Annotated in this window: 17 protein-coding genes; 5 read left to right on the forward strand and 12 right to left on the reverse strand. The window is 40.4% G+C overall.

Annotated features, from left to right (window positions below; genetic code table 11):
* Nucleotides 1-68: 68 nt before the first annotated feature.
* Nucleotides 69-422: a nuclear transport factor 2 family protein gene (locus EKM81_RS02585; protein ID WP_125647981.1), complete on the reverse strand. Its 354-nt coding sequence runs from the start codon at nt 420-422 to the stop codon at nt 69-71.
* Between the two features lie 327 nt (nt 423-749).
* Here EKM81_RS02585 and EKM81_RS02590 point away from each other — a divergent pair, with 327 nt between their 5' ends.
* Nucleotides 750-1094 carry a peptidase gene (locus tag EKM81_RS02590; protein WP_125647984.1) on the forward strand — a complete coding sequence of 115 codons (345 nt, stop codon included), beginning with the start codon at nt 750-752 and terminating at the stop codon, nt 1092-1094.
* 39 nt (nt 1095-1133) lie between these two features.
* Here EKM81_RS02590 and trmB read toward each other — a convergent pair whose 3' ends face one another.
* Genes trmB through EKM81_RS02605 form a run of 3 tightly spaced genes read right to left on the reverse strand, consistent with a single transcriptional unit; the run spans nt 1134 to nt 3765 of the window.
* Nucleotides 1134-1793: a tRNA (guanosine(46)-N7)-methyltransferase TrmB gene (gene trmB, locus EKM81_RS02595; protein ID WP_125647987.1), complete on the reverse strand. Its 660-nt coding sequence runs from the start codon at nt 1791-1793 to the stop codon at nt 1134-1136.
* Nucleotides 1794-1802: 9 nt separating this feature from the next.
* On the reverse strand, nt 1803-3038 hold the full coding sequence (locus EKM81_RS02600) for an ABC transporter permease (protein ID WP_164509183.1): 1236 nt from the start codon (nt 3036-3038) through the stop codon (nt 1803-1805).
* Nucleotides 3031-3765: an ABC transporter ATP-binding protein gene (locus EKM81_RS02605; RefSeq protein WP_125647993.1), complete on the reverse strand. Its 735-nt coding sequence runs from the start codon at nt 3763-3765 to the stop codon at nt 3031-3033. Before EKM81_RS02605 ends, EKM81_RS02600 begins: the two co-directional genes overlap by 8 nt.
* Before the next feature lie 233 nt (nt 3766-3998).
* Between EKM81_RS02605 and EKM81_RS02610 the strand changes: the two genes are divergently transcribed.
* The 4 genes from EKM81_RS02610 (at nt 3999) to EKM81_RS11115 (ending at nt 6846) form a co-directional block, all read left to right on the forward strand.
* A complete protein-coding gene (locus EKM81_RS02610) occupies nt 3999-4430 on the forward strand; it encodes an HIT family protein (RefSeq protein ID WP_125647996.1) in 432 nt (143 codons plus the stop codon).
* Between the two features lie 3 nt (nt 4431-4433).
* Nucleotides 4434-4787: a YtxH domain-containing protein gene (locus tag EKM81_RS02615; protein ID WP_125647999.1), complete on the forward strand. Its 354-nt coding sequence runs from the start codon at nt 4434-4436 to the stop codon at nt 4785-4787.
* 167 nt (nt 4788-4954) lie between these two features.
* Nucleotides 4955-5854 (forward strand): peptidylprolyl isomerase, encoded by a 900-nt coding sequence (locus tag EKM81_RS02620; RefSeq protein ID WP_125648002.1) that lies wholly within the window; start codon nt 4955-4957, stop codon nt 5852-5854.
* Between the two features lie 842 nt (nt 5855-6696).
* Entirely contained in the window at nt 6697-6846 is a 150-nt protein-coding gene (locus EKM81_RS11115; protein WP_164509184.1) for a hypothetical protein, read from the forward strand.
* 229 nt (nt 6847-7075) lie between these two features.
* On the opposite strand, the gene ahpF is transcribed toward EKM81_RS11115, so the two are convergent.
* From ahpF to EKM81_RS02660, 8 genes are all read right to left on the reverse strand, one after another.
* The gene (ahpF, locus tag EKM81_RS02625; RefSeq protein ID WP_125648005.1) at nt 7076-8620 is read right to left on the reverse strand and encodes an alkyl hydroperoxide reductase subunit F; all 1545 of its coding nucleotides are present in this window, start codon (nt 8618-8620) and stop codon (nt 7076-7078) included.
* 10 nt (nt 8621-8630) lie between these two features.
* Nucleotides 8631-9194 (reverse strand): alkyl hydroperoxide reductase subunit C, encoded by a 564-nt coding sequence (gene ahpC, locus EKM81_RS02630; protein ID WP_125648008.1) that lies wholly within the window; start codon nt 9192-9194, stop codon nt 8631-8633.
* A gap of 648 nt (nt 9195-9842) precedes the next feature.
* Complete coding sequence (locus tag EKM81_RS02635; protein WP_125648010.1) at nt 9843-10340, reverse strand: PTS sugar transporter subunit IIA; 498 nt, start codon at nt 10338-10340, stop codon at nt 9843-9845.
* Between the two features lie 39 nt (nt 10341-10379).
* Nucleotides 10380-10841, reverse strand: a complete 462-nt coding sequence (locus EKM81_RS02640; RefSeq protein ID WP_125648013.1) for an arginine repressor — start codon at nt 10839-10841, stop codon at nt 10380-10382.
* 19 nt (nt 10842-10860) lie between these two features.
* The gene (argS, locus tag EKM81_RS02645) at nt 10861-12555 is read right to left on the reverse strand and encodes an arginine--tRNA ligase (RefSeq protein ID WP_125648016.1); all 1695 of its coding nucleotides are present in this window, start codon (nt 12553-12555) and stop codon (nt 10861-10863) included.
* A gap of 264 nt (nt 12556-12819) precedes the next feature.
* On the reverse strand, nt 12820-13938 hold the full coding sequence (dinB, locus tag EKM81_RS02650) for a DNA polymerase IV (RefSeq protein ID WP_225420154.1): 1119 nt from the start codon (nt 13936-13938) through the stop codon (nt 12820-12822).
* A 156-nt stretch (nt 13939-14094) separates the two neighbouring features.
* Entirely contained in the window at nt 14095-15552 is a 1458-nt protein-coding gene (gene zwf, locus EKM81_RS02655) for a glucose-6-phosphate dehydrogenase (protein WP_125648022.1), read from the reverse strand.
* 264 nt (nt 15553-15816) lie between these two features.
* The gene (locus EKM81_RS02660; RefSeq protein WP_125648026.1) at nt 15817-18123 is read right to left on the reverse strand and encodes a glycoside hydrolase family 31 protein; all 2307 of its coding nucleotides are present in this window, start codon (nt 18121-18123) and stop codon (nt 15817-15819) included.
* Nucleotides 18124-18516 lie beyond the last annotated feature (393 nt).

Genomic DNA, 18516 nt, shown 5'->3' on the forward strand with positions numbered 1-18516 from the left:
GTACTGTACTAAGAATAAGCTATCTTTTAGTAAGTGTCAACTAAAATTAATTATAGCTAAATCCGCACTTAATGGTTTGTCGTGACCCGCAAATTAATTATTTTGCCACGATCATCTAACGTAGCTAAGTCAGTTCCAGTTAAAGCAAAAATCTTGCGGCTCTTTTCCTTTTGGCCAACAACACCCCAATTTACTTCAACCCGATTGTCCTGCTTATAGACCTCAAAAATATGCTTTAACTTGATATTCTCTGTAAAGAAGTTTTTAAAAAATTGATCTACCTGTTCTCGCCCGCGATAGACATACCCACGATTGTCAGTGACAATTGCCTCATCAGCAAACAAAGTCAGCAGTTTTTGTAAACTTGCCTGATCATGGCAGGCTGTATCAGACAAAGTAAAATACTCGGTTAAAGTTTCCATTTAAAACACTCCTTCTTAATTAGTGACAGTGCTAGCTGCAAATAATCTGTCATTATTTTAAATAAATTGTGCCAGTTAATCAGTCAAACAATCGTTTTATATTATACTGGTTCAGAACAAAATTACAAAAAAGTTGTTCTGAAAACTGAGTCCCTATTTTCTACAAAATATTCGCTGCTAACAACGCTCACCAGGCATAAAAACGGTCGCACCACAACAAATGAATTTCATTTCCACTAAAGTAAGCGTCTGGACTTGCCCCACTTAGCGAAACAGGGTATTCTAATGACATAGTACCTAATTATCGTCATGAAGAAGGGGCTCAAAATGACAGAAGACGAAAAGAAGTTACTCAAGTACGCACTCTATGGCTTTGCTAATGGTGTGATGGCTGGTTTAGTTGGTGCTGTGGCCTGGCAGTTACAAGCACGTGAACTGCCTGATAGTCTGTTAGCAGAAATTAAAAGTCTATTTCTAAAGGAAGGCCCAATTGCTGGTGCTTGGATCGAATCACGACCACGGACAACTGTTTGGCATAACCAACGTCATCAGGTTTATTTTGGTGGTATTACGCGTGAGGAACAAGCTGGTCTAACCCAATATCAATTTATGTTTGATGCGCGAACTCGGGAACTTTTGGATTTAAAAAAAGAAGCTGGGCAACTAGATTAGTTTACCAAGCTTCGTAATGATATTTTATATCGCTGATATTTATTTTGTCACTGGTGGCATCGCGTCAAGTGCATAGATAACTTGACCACGGGCTGCAAATTTTTGTTCATATTCTGTCTCAACATTTTCAGCTTGACGTTCAGTCTGGTGCAAATCGACTGATAAAAAATCAAACAACCAACCGGCTTGATTGAGACTCATAATTGAATATTCGAATAATCCGCTATTATCTGTTTTTAATTTTAATTGACCATTTTTTGCTAAGACGATTTGATATTGGGCAAGGAAACTCGCGTAAGTCAATCGTCTTTTTGCGTGTTTCGTTTTTGGCCAAGGATCGGAGAAATTCAGATAAATATTAGCAACTTCGGCTGGTGCAAAAAATTCAGTTAAAGCAGCACCATCGCCTAAAAATAGCTGTAAATTAGGCAACCGCAATTCACATTGTTTCTGCAAAATCATGCCAATAGCAGAGGATTGTAATTCCATGCCAATAAAATTCAATTCTGGATATTTCTGGGCCATGCCAATAATAAATTGGCCCTTCCCTGAACCTATTTCTAACTGAATCGGTAAATTAGGATTGGCAAAACGATCACGCCATTGACCTGCTAGATCTTTGTCCGTGGCCGCAGTTACAATCAAATCAGGATTAGCCGCAATTAGATCTGGCACCCAAGGTTTATTTCGTAAACGCATAATTTATCATTAACTCCTCTTCTTTGCTAGCCTACTTGGTAAATAAAATCGTAAAAATACAATAATTAGCACTAATCCGGCAACAATCAAACCGCTGACAACTAACCACCCTAATTGCTGACCATTCAGTAATAGCATTAAGCTATAACCTAACCATTGTCCCAAGAGCAGTATGCGTAGCAACCGTTCAAAATCACGTTGTCTTTCTGCCAACGTGGTGGGATAAAGTTGCGTCAGTGGATTATGGTCAAAATGATGGAATAAAGGCAACAGCTGATAACCGGCTAAATAAATAAACAGTAAAAACAACAGTGCCACGACCACAGGCTGCTGAATCAGTGCTAGTAAAACCATTCCAATTACTAAAAATCGCAACCAAATATTTAAATAGTCCGTCCGTCGTAAGAAAGCACGCTGATATAAATAACTAAAGGTCCCAGGCTGCCGCTGTTGCCACCATTTTAAACAACGATCAATCAAGCGATTGCTGACCACATGCCCACCAACTTCAGGTACATCAACAAAAAGATTATAAAAACGCAATATGCGAAATTGCCGACTGGCCTCTTGTTCAATGACTAAGCGCCAATTAAGCCGCGTCGTTGGTAAAATCTTAGTTTGTGTCCAACGCCACCAAAGATTAGCTAAGATAGCTAAAATAAGTGCTAAGCCACCATATACATAAAAACCAAGTACCCAACTGACCACGGCACCAAGAACCAACCAAATCCGCTTGATTGGCAGTTGCCGATCAGCTTGATCTCGTAATAACTGGCTCATCAGTAATCTTAAATCCAAGTCTTTGAACACAAACAATGACAACATCAGTCCCAACCACTGCCACGGTGAAATTGTGGTTGCCCGCAATACAAAGGGCGTTAGCACTAATCCGGCAAAAACCATGACAAAAGCGGGTAATGCCAGACTATAGTGCTGGGCTTGCTTAAGGTAGCGGCCTAATTGAGCCTCTTTTGGTAGTAAGAAAATTTGATCAGCTTTCACCAAAAGCGTTGCAAGTCGCCCAATTAGCAAAACAAGCGCCAAAATAATGATTACTATTGGTTGGGCCCACCATAAAGGCTGGCTGATTTTTTGAAGGGCATTACTATACCAGAACGCCAGAGCCCCGACTACAAAAACCGCCGCCAAAATCAAGTGGTCATTAAAGACATACCGTAAATACTTATTTTGTTGGCGTAGATGCTGTTTTAAACGGTGGCGCCACAAAGTCTGAAAATCAAACATCACCATTCTCCTTTGCCATCTGTAAGTAGATATCATCTAATTGATTAGGCGCAACGTTGAATTCTGTTGCTAATTCAGTAACAGTCCCACTGGCGCGAATCGTCCCTTGATTAAGCAAAATAAACCGATCAGCTTGTGCTTTGGCCGTCGCTAAAATATGCGTTGTCATCAAAACTGACTTGCCCGCAGCTTTTTTAGTTGCGATTAGATCAAGTAAGTTATGAACCGCTAAAGGATCCAGGCCAGTAAAAGGTTCATCAATAACCAATAGATTGGCCGACGTCATGAAAGCATTAACGATCATCACTTTTTGTTGCATCCCTTTAGAGAAATGAGTTGGAAACCAATCTAGCATTTGATCTAGTCGAAATAGCTTCAACAATTTCTCAGCAACTGACCAAGTCGCGTCCGAATCTAATTGGTAGGCCATGATTGTCATTTCCAAATGCTCTCGTAAAGTAAGTTCTGGGTATAAAATTGGTGTTTCTGGTACGAAGGCAATCTGTTGGCGATAAGCTTGCAAATCAGACTTTAAACTCACCTCATCGATTTTAATCGTACCTGATGTAGCTGGCAATAAACCTAAAATGTGTTTAATCGTTGTTGATTTACCAGCCCCATTTAAGCCAATCAGGCCAACAACCTCACCATCGTTTACTTTAAAACTGACATCTTTTAGAATTTGTAAGTGCTGATAGCCCCCACTCAGATGTTCTACTGTTAACATTGCAATCTTTTCCTTCCTTAGTGCAGCCTCGATTCCGGCTCGAAGCAACTCAACTCAAATTTCAAATTAGCTTTAATCATCAACATAATGCTAAATAATCATTGCAGTTGGCTAGCATCCAATTGGTCTTTCGTGTCATAATGGAGCTTGAACAACTAGTCATGGTAATCATTAATATGATAGCATGAAAGAGCTAGTAATGAGTATCGATAAATTAATTGAAGGTGAAACAAATGGATGATTGTATTTTTTGCAAAATTATTCGCGGTGAAATTCCAAGTGTAAAGGTTTATGAAGACGATGATGTCCTAGCTTTTCTGGACATCTCTCAGGTAACACCTGGTCACACACTGTTGGTTCCTAAAAAACATGTCCCTGACATTTACGCCTACGACACTGACTTAGCAACTCGCGTCTTCCAACACGTGCCTCAGATTGCCCGTGCCATTAAAGCTGCCTTTCCAGAAGCTCAGGGCCTGAATATCTGTAACAACAATGGTGAGTTGGCTTATCAATCTGTTTTTCATTCTCACATTCATTTTGTCCCACGTTATACGACCGCTGATGGTTTCTCAATGAAGTGGGCCAATAATGCTGATCAATACACGCCGGAGAAATTAGCCAAAATTGCTGAACAAATTAAGGCACAAATCAAGGAGGCTTAACTCATGAAACATTCTTTTCGTAAGGGATTAATGACTGGTGCAATTGCTGGCACAGCTTATATTCTACTGACTACCAAAAAGACCGGCTTACAACGGCAACATCATTTACGCCAATATTTTGACGATCTAACAACCTCAACACAACATTTAACGCAAAGTGTGCAGCGTTTTAAAAAGGCCCTCGGGCACTTGCAACATGAGGTCAAAACCACTGCTGCCCCAACAATTGCTGCATTACAACAAGATATTGAGGATTATCAATTTCAAATGCAACCTCGCGTTGAGCAACTAACTGATGATGCTACCAAACTACAAGATAAGTTAAATACCTTACAACCCGATGATTCACAAAATTAAGATCACTAGTTTATGAATTTTCTGTGACAGTTGCGAATTTTTAACTCTCAAGAAATGAACATTCCGTTAAATTTTGTCTGTTTATTTTATTTGTCTGGTAAATATGGTATATTACAAGAAGTGTCGCGTTTTAAATCGGAATTTGAATAGGATGTGGATTCAGAATTATGAAGAAATCGATTAAGAAGCTGGTTTTAGCTGCAGCAAGCGTTGTCGCTGTTCTAGCACTAGCCGGATGTAGCAATAGTAAGACCGTTGTCTCAATGAAGGGTGGCAAAATCACTGAGAACGAGTATTACGAGAAGATGAAGAAAACCACTTCTGGTCAATCAACCTTGCAAACAATGATTATCACTAAGGCCCTTGAAGACCAATATGGTAGCAAAGTTTCTAGCAAGAAAGTTGATGCGAAATTCAACAAGTTCAAGAAGACTTACGGTTCCTCTCTCTCATCTGTTTTATCAAGCAATGGCATGACTAAAGCAGACTTGAAAGAAAATATTCGGACTAACTACTTAACAGAAGCTGCTTTAAAGGCTAACAAGAAAGTGACCGAAAAGAACCTTGAAACACAATGGAAGAGCTACCAACCTAAAGTTACTGTTGCTCACATCTTAGTTGCTAAAGAAGATACTGCTAAAGATATCATCAAGCAATTGGATGAAGGTGGCGACTTTACTAAGTTAGCTAAGAAGTATTCAACTGATACTGCTACTAAATCAAACGGTGGTAAATTATCAGCCTTTGACAATACTGATACTAGATTAGATTCAGATTTTAAAACAGCCGCATTCAAGTTAAAGCAAGGCGAATATACAAAGACCCCTGTTAAGACAACTTATGGCTATCACATCATCAAGATGATCAAGAACCCTGGTAAGCGTAAGATGGCTGATCATAAGAAAGAATTAACGAAACAACTTTATGATTCATGGTTACAAGACTCTAGCGTTATGCAAAAAGTCTTGGCTAAGGTTATCAAGAAGGCCAACGTCAGCATCAAGGACAAAGATTTACAGAACGTTCTTTCAAGCTATGTTAGCACTTCAAGCTCAAGCTCTAAGTAAAAGTAACCTTGCAAAAACAGTCGCATTATTTGCGGCTGTTTTTTTTACTTACCATTAAATTTTCACTGACAATCGATTTAATGGTTGTTTTTCAGGCTAAAAGCGAGCCAATTGTCAGGCTATCGTCAAAAAAAATGAAAAATTTTTTCGTTATTAAAAATGTAATCGCTATTTTATAAAGCGCTTTCTAGTGTAATCACTTTTATGCAGTTTACAATTTCGAACTTTTATTCTAAAAATAATGAAAAAAAAGTAACAAAAACTTGCTCAAATGTGGTATAAAGTAGATGTCAAGGTTTTTCCGTCAATTATCCATCATTCGTCTAATCTTGACTTGGCAGCGTCTAACCTCAGTTGTGACGCTGTCTTATTGTATAAATAATTGAACGTCAGACCAAAAACGGTCAATCCTTAATCAATCAGCAATCGTTCAGCAAAGATGAGTGAGCTCAACGTGTAATAAATGCGCTCAAACGATGAGCGTTATCGTAAATAGAGAGTGTGACAAAAGGCGGTCAGCCGGTGAGCATTAACGTAAAATGTCGAACAATTCATTAGAATTGCTCGGCATTTTTGCGTTAAGCGGAACCGGTTGCCTTTTGAGAACACGTTTCAGCAACGAAAGTTCGTTTTATCTTTGTTAATGACACTTATCTGATGGCCTCAGAATCAGTCTTTTTTACGATATTAACTTGGCATTATTTGACTAACTTTTCTTTAAAGTAAACTTGCCGATTTACTAAATTGTAAACTCTTCACTTAAAAGTTAGTCCACTTAAGACCTCATTTCACTAATAAATCATCTTTAGCATCACCATGACTTTACTGAAAGCCCTTTAAATATGGGATATTTTAGAAATAATTTATCAGATAAGGAACGCCATGACACTTTTGCAAATAAACTTAGCATTCTTTTCATCGTCATGCTGATACAACATCATCCGCCGAATAAAGTTGCTAGTTGGTCTTTAATTGGTCGTATCAGTCACTAGCCTAAGGAATTGAATTCAGCACCCCCTATTTATTGCACGCAGTAAACAACAAGGCCCGGATGGTGGTCTCTATAAAATCAGAGACTACCCACCCAGGCTATTTGAACTCATTGCTTTTATTCACTTGTGTCATTATTAAATACTTTCACGAAAACACTTCAAATTAAATGAACGTTTGATGCTAGCCAATCGGTCGTGGTCACATCTGCTATTATCTATCTGGCATCAGTTAATGGCGAATCAAATAATCAAAAGCACTCAAACTCGCAGTCGCACCAGCACCAATTGCAATAGCGATTTGCTTGAAGGGTACTGACGTGCAATCCCCAGCGGCAAAAAGCCCCGAAATATTCGTCGCATTGTGCGAATCAATTTCTATCTCATGGCGATTTGTCAACGTAATCTTATCTCCAAGCCAATCAGTGTTGGGTAATAATCCTACTTGAATGAACACACCCGCCAACGCAATTGTTTGGTCTTCACCACTAGTCCGATTCTGATAAATCAAGCCAGTAACCTGATCAGTCCCGATTATTTGCTGAGTTGCAGCGTTAGTCACGACGGTAACGTTTTTTAGGGACGCAAGTTTTTCTTGTAATACCTGATCAGCGGCTAAAGTTGGCATAAACTCAATCAAGGTCACTTGGCGACTGGTCCCTGCTAAATCAATTGCTGCTTCGACACCCGAGTTGCCACCACCAATTACGGCCACATCTTTGCCACGATATAATGGGCCGTCACAATGTGGGCAATAGGCAACCCCTTTTGTTTTCAACGCTGCCTCACCAGGAATTCCCAGTTCACGCCAATGAGCCCCCGTTGCAACAATCACACTCTGGCTTTGCAATTGGTCGCCTGAATTAAGCGTCACCTCAAATTGTTTAGCCGCGACTTTGCTTAATCCCGTTGCCCGAAAACCTGTCATTAAATGAATCGGGTATTTTTCAACATGGGCCCGAATATTCTTCATCAGTTGCTCACCTTCAATATATGGTGTACCAATGAAATTCTCAACGCCTAACGTTTCTAACGGCTGACCACCAAATCGTTCCGCCACTAGCCCCACTGTCAAACCCTTTCTAGCTGCATAAATTGCTGCGGTTGCCGCCGCCGGACCACCGCCAACAACCAAAACATCATAGTTAATTGCATCGGCTTTTGCCACGTGGAAAATTAAGTCTTTACTTGCTAATTTTTGAATGATTTCTGTAATCGTCATCCGACCACTAGCCCAATCGGCACCGTTTAAATATATAGTGGGCACTGCTAAAATATTTTTAGCAGCGACTTCATTCTGATACAAGCCTCCTTCAATCATTGTATGCGTGATTTTAGGATTTAACACACTCATAATATTTAACGCCTGCACCACATCAGGGCAATTAGTGCAAGTTAAACTGGCATAGGTTTCAAAATGTAAATCCTGATCAATCGCCAATATTTGCTGTTTAACTGCCGCCGGAACTTTTGGTGCGTGACCGGACACTTGTAGCAAAGCAAGCGCAAAAGATTCAAACTCATGACCAAGGGGCACACCAGCGAACGTAATTCGCCCCTCAGCTTGTTTTTCAGTCTTCAAGGTAAAACTTGGCGTGCGTGGTAAAGCCGCTGTTACTAGGCTTAATTTAGCTGATAACGCCACGACCTCTTGGAGAAAATCACGGACTTGATCTGAAACTTCATCACCACCTAAACTGGCAGTGAAAATAACTGGCTGTTCAAGCAACTGTAAATACTGCGACAATTGTGTCTGCAAAGTTTGATTGAGAACCATCTGACCCTCCTTAAATTTTGCCAACTAAATCCAGCCCTGGTGTAAGCGTCGCGCTACCCTCTTTCCACTTAGCAGGACAAACTTCGCCAGGATGAGCGGCAACATATTGACCCGCCTTGATGCGGTCAATGTATTCACTCGCATTGCGGCCGATTCCGTCGGCATTCACTTCGATTGATTGGACGACACCTTCGGGATCAATAATAAAGGTCCCACGTTGTGCTAAACCCTGGGCTTCATCTAAAACATCAAACAAACGTGAAATCTGCTGTGATGGATCACCAATCATTGTATATTCGATGGTACCAACTGCTTCAGAATGATCATGCCACGCCTTATGAACAAAATGAGTATCTGTTGAAACAGAATATACTTCCGTTCCTAAAGTTTGCAACGTTGCATACTGTTCTTGTAGATCTTGTAATTCCGTTGGACAAACAAATGAAAAATCGGCTGGATAGAACATCACGACACTCCAGTGACCTTTTAAATCTTGATCAGAAACGTCAATAAATTTCCCCTGACGATAAGCTTTTGCTTGAAAAGTACCAATCTCTTTACCAACTAATGACATGATATTACCTCCCAATAATTTAATTTTGTAACAACGATTACATTATAATTTGTAATCATTATAATGTAAAGGAGAGCATTTGAGCTACAATAACTTTTTTAACGATTAAACTACTAAAAAAAGTAACGATACCAGTAGTCCTTTACCACAAAAAATATTTTTTGGTAATGAGTCTGGGACATCAGTCTATTTTTCAAAAAATAATACGAACTTTCGTTGCTGAAACGTGTTCTCAAAAGGCAACTGGTTCCGCTTAACGCAAAAATGCCTAACAATTCTAACGAATTGTTCGACACTTTACGTTAATGCTCATCGGCTGACCACCTTTGGGCACACGCTCGAGTTTTTGTCAGAGGCAGTTCTTGTCCTTGAAGCTAAATTATTTTTTTAATGTTATTATCCAGTATTGAGGCTCACCATTTTGGAAATAAAATTGAATTAACAACAGAGCCTGAGTAACAATCTCAATGTCATCGTGATTGTTACTCAGGCTATTTGGTTTAACGAGCCAATTTTGATTGTCTTTAGCCCACAATTAAAATTTAAGTGCTCACAATATTAATCGCCAGCAATCCTGACGCCACTATGGCAACCATAGCAGCATCACTGCAACGACCATTTTTTTGCTCTAGTCCAAGTCTGATCAGATTAATCTTTGACTGTGGCCCAGCCAAGGCGATGACCGCCAAAAATTGGTCCATAATTAACTTGCAATTGAGCTAAACGTTCGGCCGAATTCGTTATCACCACAACAACTGTATCAGACATGCCAGCAGCTTTGATTTGCAGGCGATTCATGCTGGCAATCCGTTGGCCACCCTTAACTTGCTGACCGTCAGTGACATGGATTTTAAAAGGACGGCCATGTAAGTCAGCAGTGTTCAAACCAAGATGAAGTAACACATCCAAGCCATTAGCCATCCGCAAATAAATGGCATGCCTCGTACTGGCAACTAAAGTAACCTGACCACTAACAGGTGCGAAAATGATGCCATCACTCGGCAACACCGCGAAGCCCTGGCCTAACGTATGTTGGGAAAAAACTGGATCTTTCACCTTGATCAAATCGATCACTTCACCATCCACTGGTGCATAAATCTGATGGTTGACTTTAGCGGTCGATTGATGGTGGAATAATTGAAACATAAGTATCCTTCAACTTTCTATGACATTAAATCAAACACATTAAATATGCGTTGATAAATAATCAGAAACAACTTGAGCCTGTTCACCATCTTTGCAAAAAGCGACGACGGTATCATGTCCAGCAATCGTCCCTAAAATATCGGCTGGTGGTGTGTCACGCAATTCATCTAACGCCGCTGCTAAGAAATTCCCATAACTAGGACTCGTATGAATAATAACTAGAAAGTCAACAACATCAACTGATTTAGTGACTGTTTTTAGCGCTGATTGCAACCGTTGTTCAGCATCTCCCTGGGTCTCCGTCGTTAGCTTAATATAACGTGACTTACCATATTCATCACGCATCTTTGTCACTTTTAACTCGCGTAAATCGCGGGACAATGTTGCCTGAGTTGTACGGACACCATATTCATGCAAATAATCCTGTAACTCCTCTTGGGTATGCACCAAATGTTCGTGAACAATTTTCTGTAAAATAGCTTGCCGTTCTTTTTTCTTCATCAAAAATTCGCTCCTACTTCTACATTTCTGCTGGTGCTTGCACACCTAATAAATCTAAGGCTGCCTGTAAAACTTGACTAACTGCACTCACTAAAGCTAAGCGAGCGTTTAACTCATCATCTGCAACTAAAATTTTGGAATTAGCGTAATATTTATTGAAAGCTTTAGCTAACCGCAAGGCAAACTTAGCAATGACTGATGGTTCATACTCAGTTGCAGCTCTAGTAATCATATTAGGAAAATCGGCTAGATATTTCAAGACATCCCAAGCTTTTGGATCGGTTAACACTAACTTGTCAGTGGTTAAATCCACATTAGTAGCTGCTTTACGAAGGATACTTTGCGCCCGCGCATTAGTATATTGCACATAAGGCCCTGTTTCACCCTCAAAACGAACAACTTCTTGTAAGCTGAAGTCAAAACTATCTAAGCGATCATTTTTGAGGTCGTGAAAAATCACAGCGCCAACCCCAACTTGATGGGCCACCTGATCAGCATTCTTTAAATCAGGATTCTTGCTCGCAATTTGAGCTTTAGCCAAATCAACCGCCTCGTCTAATACTTGATCAAGTAAAACGACATTTCCTTTACGCGTTGATAACTTCTTACCATCTTTTGTAATTAAGCCAAAAGGAACGTGAACAATGTCTTGAGCCCAAGTATGACCCATTTTTTCTAAAACTGCCTTTAATTGTTTGAAGTGCTCCGTTTGCTCACTCCCAACAACATAAAGTGATTTAGCAAAATGAAATTTATGATAACGATCAATGGCCGCCGCTAAATCACGGGTAATGTATAAAGTAGCACCATCGGAGCGCTTGATCAAAGCTGGCGTTAGGCCTTCATCAGTTAAATCAACAATTTGAGCACCTTGACTAGCTTGGAGAAGATGTTTATCTGTTAATTCTTGCACCACGGGGTCCATTTTATCATTGTAGTAGGCCTCACCATTATCAGAATCAAACTCAACACCCAATCGCTGATAAATCTTGTTGAACTCAGCAAGTGAGAGCCCACGGAACCATTCCCACAAATGGGTAGCTTCTGGATCGCCATCTTCTAGCTTTTTGAACCACAAGCGACCTTCATCATCCAATTTTGGATCAGTTTCAGCCTCTTTATGGAAACGAACATAATACTTCAGCAAATTACCGATGGGATCAGCTTTAATTTCGGCTTCGCTACCCCACTTATGATAAGCCACGATTAACTTACCAAACTGAGTGCCCCAATCACCAAGATAATTAATTTTGTAAGGATGATAACCAATTTTACTGTAAATTTTAGCTAAAGAATTACCAATTACTGTCGAACGTAAATGCCCCATCGACATAGGTTTAGCAATATTAGGTGAGGACATATCAATTGGCACATTGCCACCGGCGCCTAAATCACTGTCGCCATAATGCTGGCCTTCAGTTAGAATTGTTGCCAAAATATCTTGCGCAAAGGTCGACTTATCCAAGAAAAAGTTAACGTAAGCACCAGTAGCAACTACTTTCTCATAGCCAGTTTGATCAATAACATCAACTAAGCTTTGAGCAATTAAAGGTGGCGCTTGCCGGCGAATTTTAGCCAAACTAAATGTTGGGAACGCGTAGTCCCCTAGTGTTGATGACTTTGGTACTTCCAGTAATTCCGCAATTTGGGCTGCGGGTAATTCGGTTCCCAAAGCAGCTGCTAAACTGGCAATCACATTTTCTTTTGCGTTCATTGAAATCCTCCTATATTTTCAACCAAAGAAAAACCGCCCCTAAGGATTAGAGACGGAAAATCCGCGGTACCACTCTGTTTGCCAATGATGGCCACTTTTTAGTAAGTGTTCACTTTTAATCATTAGTGCGCCAGAAATTGCCATGCCTTGTCTTCCACTGTCACAAGGTCGCTGTCCATGTCAGTTATTTCTTTTTTCTAATGATATGTTCTAGATATTATACACTAAGTATACAATTCCTCCGTTAAAAAAGCTATTGTCTTTTTAAAAAAGTAACGGTAAAGTGATATTTTCATAATCTAGCGGATACAAATCAGTCAGCGTAATCCCTAACAGACGAATGCCATCATCTAACTGACCATATTTTTGCCAGAGTTGCCAAGCCTCCGCAAAAATTTCTGGTGCCGTTGCCAAATAACTATCCAAGGAATGTCGTTTCGTGGTGGTTTTGAAATCACGATCGCGCATTTTTAAAACCAGTACTTTACCATGAACTTGTTTTTTAGCTAGTGCTTGGGCAACACTGGCACTTAATTCCGTTAACTCGCGCCACACCCGTTCATTAGTCGTAATTGTTTGATTGAAAGTCGTTTCCTTACCGATGGATTTACGATCGCGCTGTTCAGAAACTGGACTATCATCCACTCCCCGCGCATGACGATAAAGCACATAACCCATTTTTTTATAACGACGAATCAACTCATCTTGCGAAATTTTCAATAAATCGGCCCCAGTAAAAATACCTAATTCATGCAAACTAGCTTGCATTTTCTTACCAACACCAAAAAATTTGGCAATTGAGAGTCCGCTGAGGAAGGCCTGAGCCATCTCTGGCCGCACAATCGTTCGCCCCATTGGTTTGTTGTGATCTGAGGCAACTTTAGCCAAAAATTTATTATAGGAAATCCCCACAGAACAAGTTAATCCTGTTTTAATTAAAATTTGTTGTTGCAACCAACTTGCCATTTTAATCGTGTTGGGCTCTTGCCATTTATTCACGGTCACATCAAGAAATGCCTCATCTAAAGAAATTGGTTCAATCACATCAGTCAATTCATGAAAAAGTTGATGCACTTGGCCAGAAACTTCTCGGTAGCGATTAAACCGTGGCGGCACAAAAACAAGTTCGTTTGCCGGAATTAATTTCAAAGCTTGAGCTGCTGGCATTGCCGAATGGACCCCATATTTGCGAGCAACGTAATTAGCGGTTGTGACAACACCATGTCCGTGAGTTTGTCGAGGATCAGGCGCAACAACCACTGCCTTATCCCGCAAATGCGGCTGATCATGAATCTCCACCGAGGCATAAAAAGCATCCATATCCACATGAATAATGCGTCGTTGAACGTGATATTGCAATGGAATCTCTAACCAACCAGCCACAATCTCACCTCCTGTAAAATCAGTTATGATCATCACAACTAATTATTGGTCTGGCAATAAATGAAATACGTCTGAGGCCACCTTTTAATGTAGTCACAGACGTATTTATCCAACTAAAAGTCTAGATAGCTCAGCTGGCTAATTTACCAACTTAAATTAACCTTGATAAATCCAATGACGTCCCGTCTTAGCCAACAAATCGTCAGCAGCCTTAGGGCCCATTGAACCAGAAGTATAGTTAGGAAAGTCAGGACAATCACACTCTTCCCAAGCTTGGCGGATTTTATCAACAAAATGCCAAGCACCGGCCATATCTTGCCATTGGACAAAATTACTTTGGTGGCCACGAACGACCTCCAGCAGCAACCGTTCATAGGCATCGGGCACCAATTGCTGGTCAGCGTCAGTTAATTGATACTTTAAACTATGCAAAACTGCTTGGGTACCAGTACCAACCTGTTTCCCATTGATTGAGAAAATAAAACCTGATTCCGGCTCTACTTCAATTGTTAAAACAGGTGCCGCTAGACTCTCGCCACCAAACAAATTAGAAGTAGCTTTTTTGAAAACAATATCAATTCGGGTTTTCTTCTCAAGTAGCCGTTTCCCAGTTCGAACATAGAAAGGAACGCCCTGCCATTGTGGCAAATCCAATTCCAACTCGCCAGCAACAAAAGTTTCCACGTTAGATTGTGGGTTAATCTTTTCTTCTTGCCGATAACCGATTTGTTGGCCATCAGCACTAGGACCATATTGTCCACGAACAAATTTCGCCTTGACCTCGTCTTCACTTAATTGATGCAAATGAGTAAAGACTTGTTCCCGCGCTGCTTCAATTGTTTGATCACATAAAGTTTCTGGCTCAGGAAAAGTTAACATCGCAATCACTTGCATAATATGGTTCTGGACCATATCCCGTAAAGCACCGGCGGTTTCGTAATAGCCACCACGCTCCTCAACACCTAACGATTCTGCCAAAGTAATCTGAACATTATCAATATATTCGTGATTCCAGCTAGCATTGATCATTTGATTAGCAAATCGCAAATACGGTAAAGCTTGCACCATTTCTTTACCCAAATAATGGTCAATTCGAAAAACTTGATCACGATCGAAAGTACTGACAATGGCGTCATTTAACTCCTTAGCCGACGCATAGTCATGACCAAATGGCTTTTCAATGATCAAGCGACTGAAACCATCGTGACTTAATAAATCTTCACTCCGCAAATACTGGGCGATCGTGCCAAACAAAGCTGGCGCCATTGCCATGTAAAAAATACGATTTCCTTGGAGTTGGTATTTTTGATCTAACGTATCAATTAATTTCTTTAAAATAACGTAATGAGCTGCATCCTGAACATCATGCGATTGATAATAAAAATGCGCTGCAAATGCTGCCTGTTGTTCAGCGGTACCTTCATGTAAATTAGACTGAACAGTTTCTCGAAAATACTCATGAGTCCACGGCCGCCGAGCAGTGCCAATAACTGCAAAGTGTTGATCTAGCTGTCCTTTTTGAAACAATTGAAAAAGTGCCGGATAAAGTTTTCGATGTGCCAAATCACCTGACCCACCAAAAATAACAAATAAGACTGGATTTTCTTCCTTCATAACTGGCCACTAACCTCTTTTATCGATTACTTAGTAACTCTATTCTACACTATGTCAACCTAAAGCTTAAATGTTTCCACTTTTTTATTCTATAAGAATAGTTTAGCCAAACTTTAAATCAAGGCAGTTGGCAAACTGATGCCCCAATGGCCAACATTATTTTAGTCAATGACAAAACCCGTCTGACCATTACTCTGCCTTCCAAATAAATCAGAGCTGATCACACGGGTTTTTATCTAACAATTCAATGACATAACTGCTCACCTAACGCAAAATATACTGGCCTGACTCAGTATCAAAGTTGAAAACTTGCTGGCCATTTGCCGTTTCCAAAGTGATTTCCTGATAAACCGGTTGATAACCGTGCTGCAATAATTCAATTCGTTGTTGCCGACCATCAACTTCAACTTGATAAAGATTGTATTCACCTTGCTGATAAGCAAAATCCAGCCCATTATCTTGATAGTGTTGGTAACTGCCATGATCACCAAACAGTCGGAAAGTGATTTTTGTTTCCGGAGCCGCCTGAACTGAAGTCCGATTTTCAGCATGCCATGGTAACAACGAATTCTTACGAACAAATAATGGTAAATAATCTAATGGTGCTGTTACCACAATATCTTGTTGACCTTGATAGGTTGCCCCTGTCCAAAAATCAAGCCATTCACCGGCTGGCAAATAAACTAAGCGCTTCGTTTGACCAACAGTGACAATTGGCGCCACCAATAAACGGTCACCAACCATAAACTGGTCATTAAGATTGCGCAAGCGTGGATCTTGTTCATCATCAAGGACCATTGCCCGTAAAATTGGCAAGCCAGTCTGCTCACCTTCAGCAAACAAGTCATACAAATATGGCAATAAGTGATACCGTAACTGCAAATATTTCCGATACGTGCTTAAAGTTGGTTCGCCAAAGGACCAAGGTTCCTGATGGCGGGTACCCATGGCACTATGATTACGTAATAGCGGACTAAAAATCGCCGCTTCAATCCAGCGCGTCAATAATTCTGGAGTTGCATCAGAACCGAAACCACCAATATCAGTTCCAGCAAAAGCAAAGCCACTCATACCTAAGTTACATAACTGGGGAATCATCATTTGTAAGTGTGCCCATAAAGAATGATTATCACCAGTCCAAACCGTTGAATATTTCTGCGTGCCCGCAAAAGCCGCCCGCGTAATCACAAATGGGCGCCGCTGCTGTTGGTCTTTCAAACCTGTATAAGTAGCCTTAGACATATTGTGACCATACACATTATGCATCTTGCCATGAGTAGCTGGTTGATCATGGTCGGAGAAAATAATTTCATCAGGAATTTCACCAATAAATGATGCGGGTTCATTCATATCATTCCAAATTCCGGAAACGCCAATATCCGTCAAACTTTGATGATTTTCAGCCCACCATTTTTGAACCCGCGTCTTGCCAAAGTCAGGATAAACCGAATCGCCTGGCCATACTCGATTAACATAATTATAATCCTCAGGTGTCTTCGCGAAGAAGTTGTTGCGAACACCAGCATCATAAATATCATAACCAGGGTCTTGTTTAACCCCAGGATCAATAATCGTGACAATTTTAATTCCTTGGGCTTTTAAGTCAGCCAAAAATTGCTTCATTTGCGGATACTTCTTTTGGTCCCAAGTGAAGACCCGGAAATCATCCATGTAATCAATATCCAGATGAATCACGTCGCACGGCAATTGGTATTGACGCATTTTAGCAGCAATCTCACCAATTTGCTGAGCATTCTTGTAACCCCAACGTGACTGTTGGTAACCTAACGTCCATTTCTGTGGTAATGGTGTGCGCCCAGTCAGGTAAGTGTAGTTCTTAATCACTTCACGTAAAGTTTTGCCACCAATAATGTAATAATCCAAACAGCCATTAACAACAGAATAGAAATAATAATGTTGATTCTCTTTACCTAAGTCAAAATGACTACGGTAAGTATTGTCAAAGAATAACCCATAAGGCACACCATCTTTTAGTCCCAGCAAAAATGGCACCGACTTGTACAAACTCTTGAAATTTTCCATTTGTGGCGCAGGATCGTCTGTATTCCAATTATCATATTCGTAGCCACGCTTATTGATAAAGCCACTCTTGTCACCTAAACCATAAAACACTTCATCAGCGGCCAAATCCTTGACAACTTCCTGATAACCAACACCAGCATTAGCATTGGCATCCGTTTCATGACCTTCAGCGCTAGCAAGTTTCGCCTGAGCTTCATCCATGTCGCGATCTAAGGGCGTTCGCTGACCACGATAATCCAAAACCAGCGGCTGGCCCGCATCATTAAAAACATCAATCAACTGGTCATCATTAATCTCAATTCGTAATGCAGCAGTCGTCAAGATTAATTGCTGATCTTGTTCGTCAACAGAAAAATCAGTGGCTTGTTGTTTGTTGCCTTCAATAGCATAAGAATAATCACCAACAGTCGTATTTTTCAATACACGCACAATTTCAGAAGTTAGCACCGTTAATTGTAGCAATCCTTGCTGATAACGAACAACCACGGTCTGATCATTAATTTGATAATCCAAACGTTTATTTGTCATTTTGGTTAAAACTCCTCTTAAATTAAAACTATTACCTAGAATTAACGTCCTGGTAACGTTTACTTACAGAAGCCTATCACGGTCAAAAAACAGTGTCAATGTCATATCCCCTGAAAAAACCAGTACTATTTTAACAATGGCTTAACGGCTATTCTCTATCCCCGTGCCGAGTTAAGCACGATTTAACAAGGGTTCGCCGACTTAATAAACCGCCTAAGTTTGCTTAATTGCCAGGTCAGTCGGCAAAATTTGATAGCGGTAACAGAATCATTTAGAGGATATTTGAATCAATTATCATACAAGGTTCAAAAATATAAGAACTTGATAAAGGTGGTGAAACAGAATTGTGTCTGACTCCATTGCGGGCTTGCTGGTTGTGGAACGCTGCCGGCA

This window comes from Lapidilactobacillus gannanensis (assembly GCF_003946675.1).
GTDB classification, from domain to species: Bacteria; Bacillota; Bacilli; order Lactobacillales; family Lactobacillaceae; genus Lapidilactobacillus; species Lapidilactobacillus gannanensis.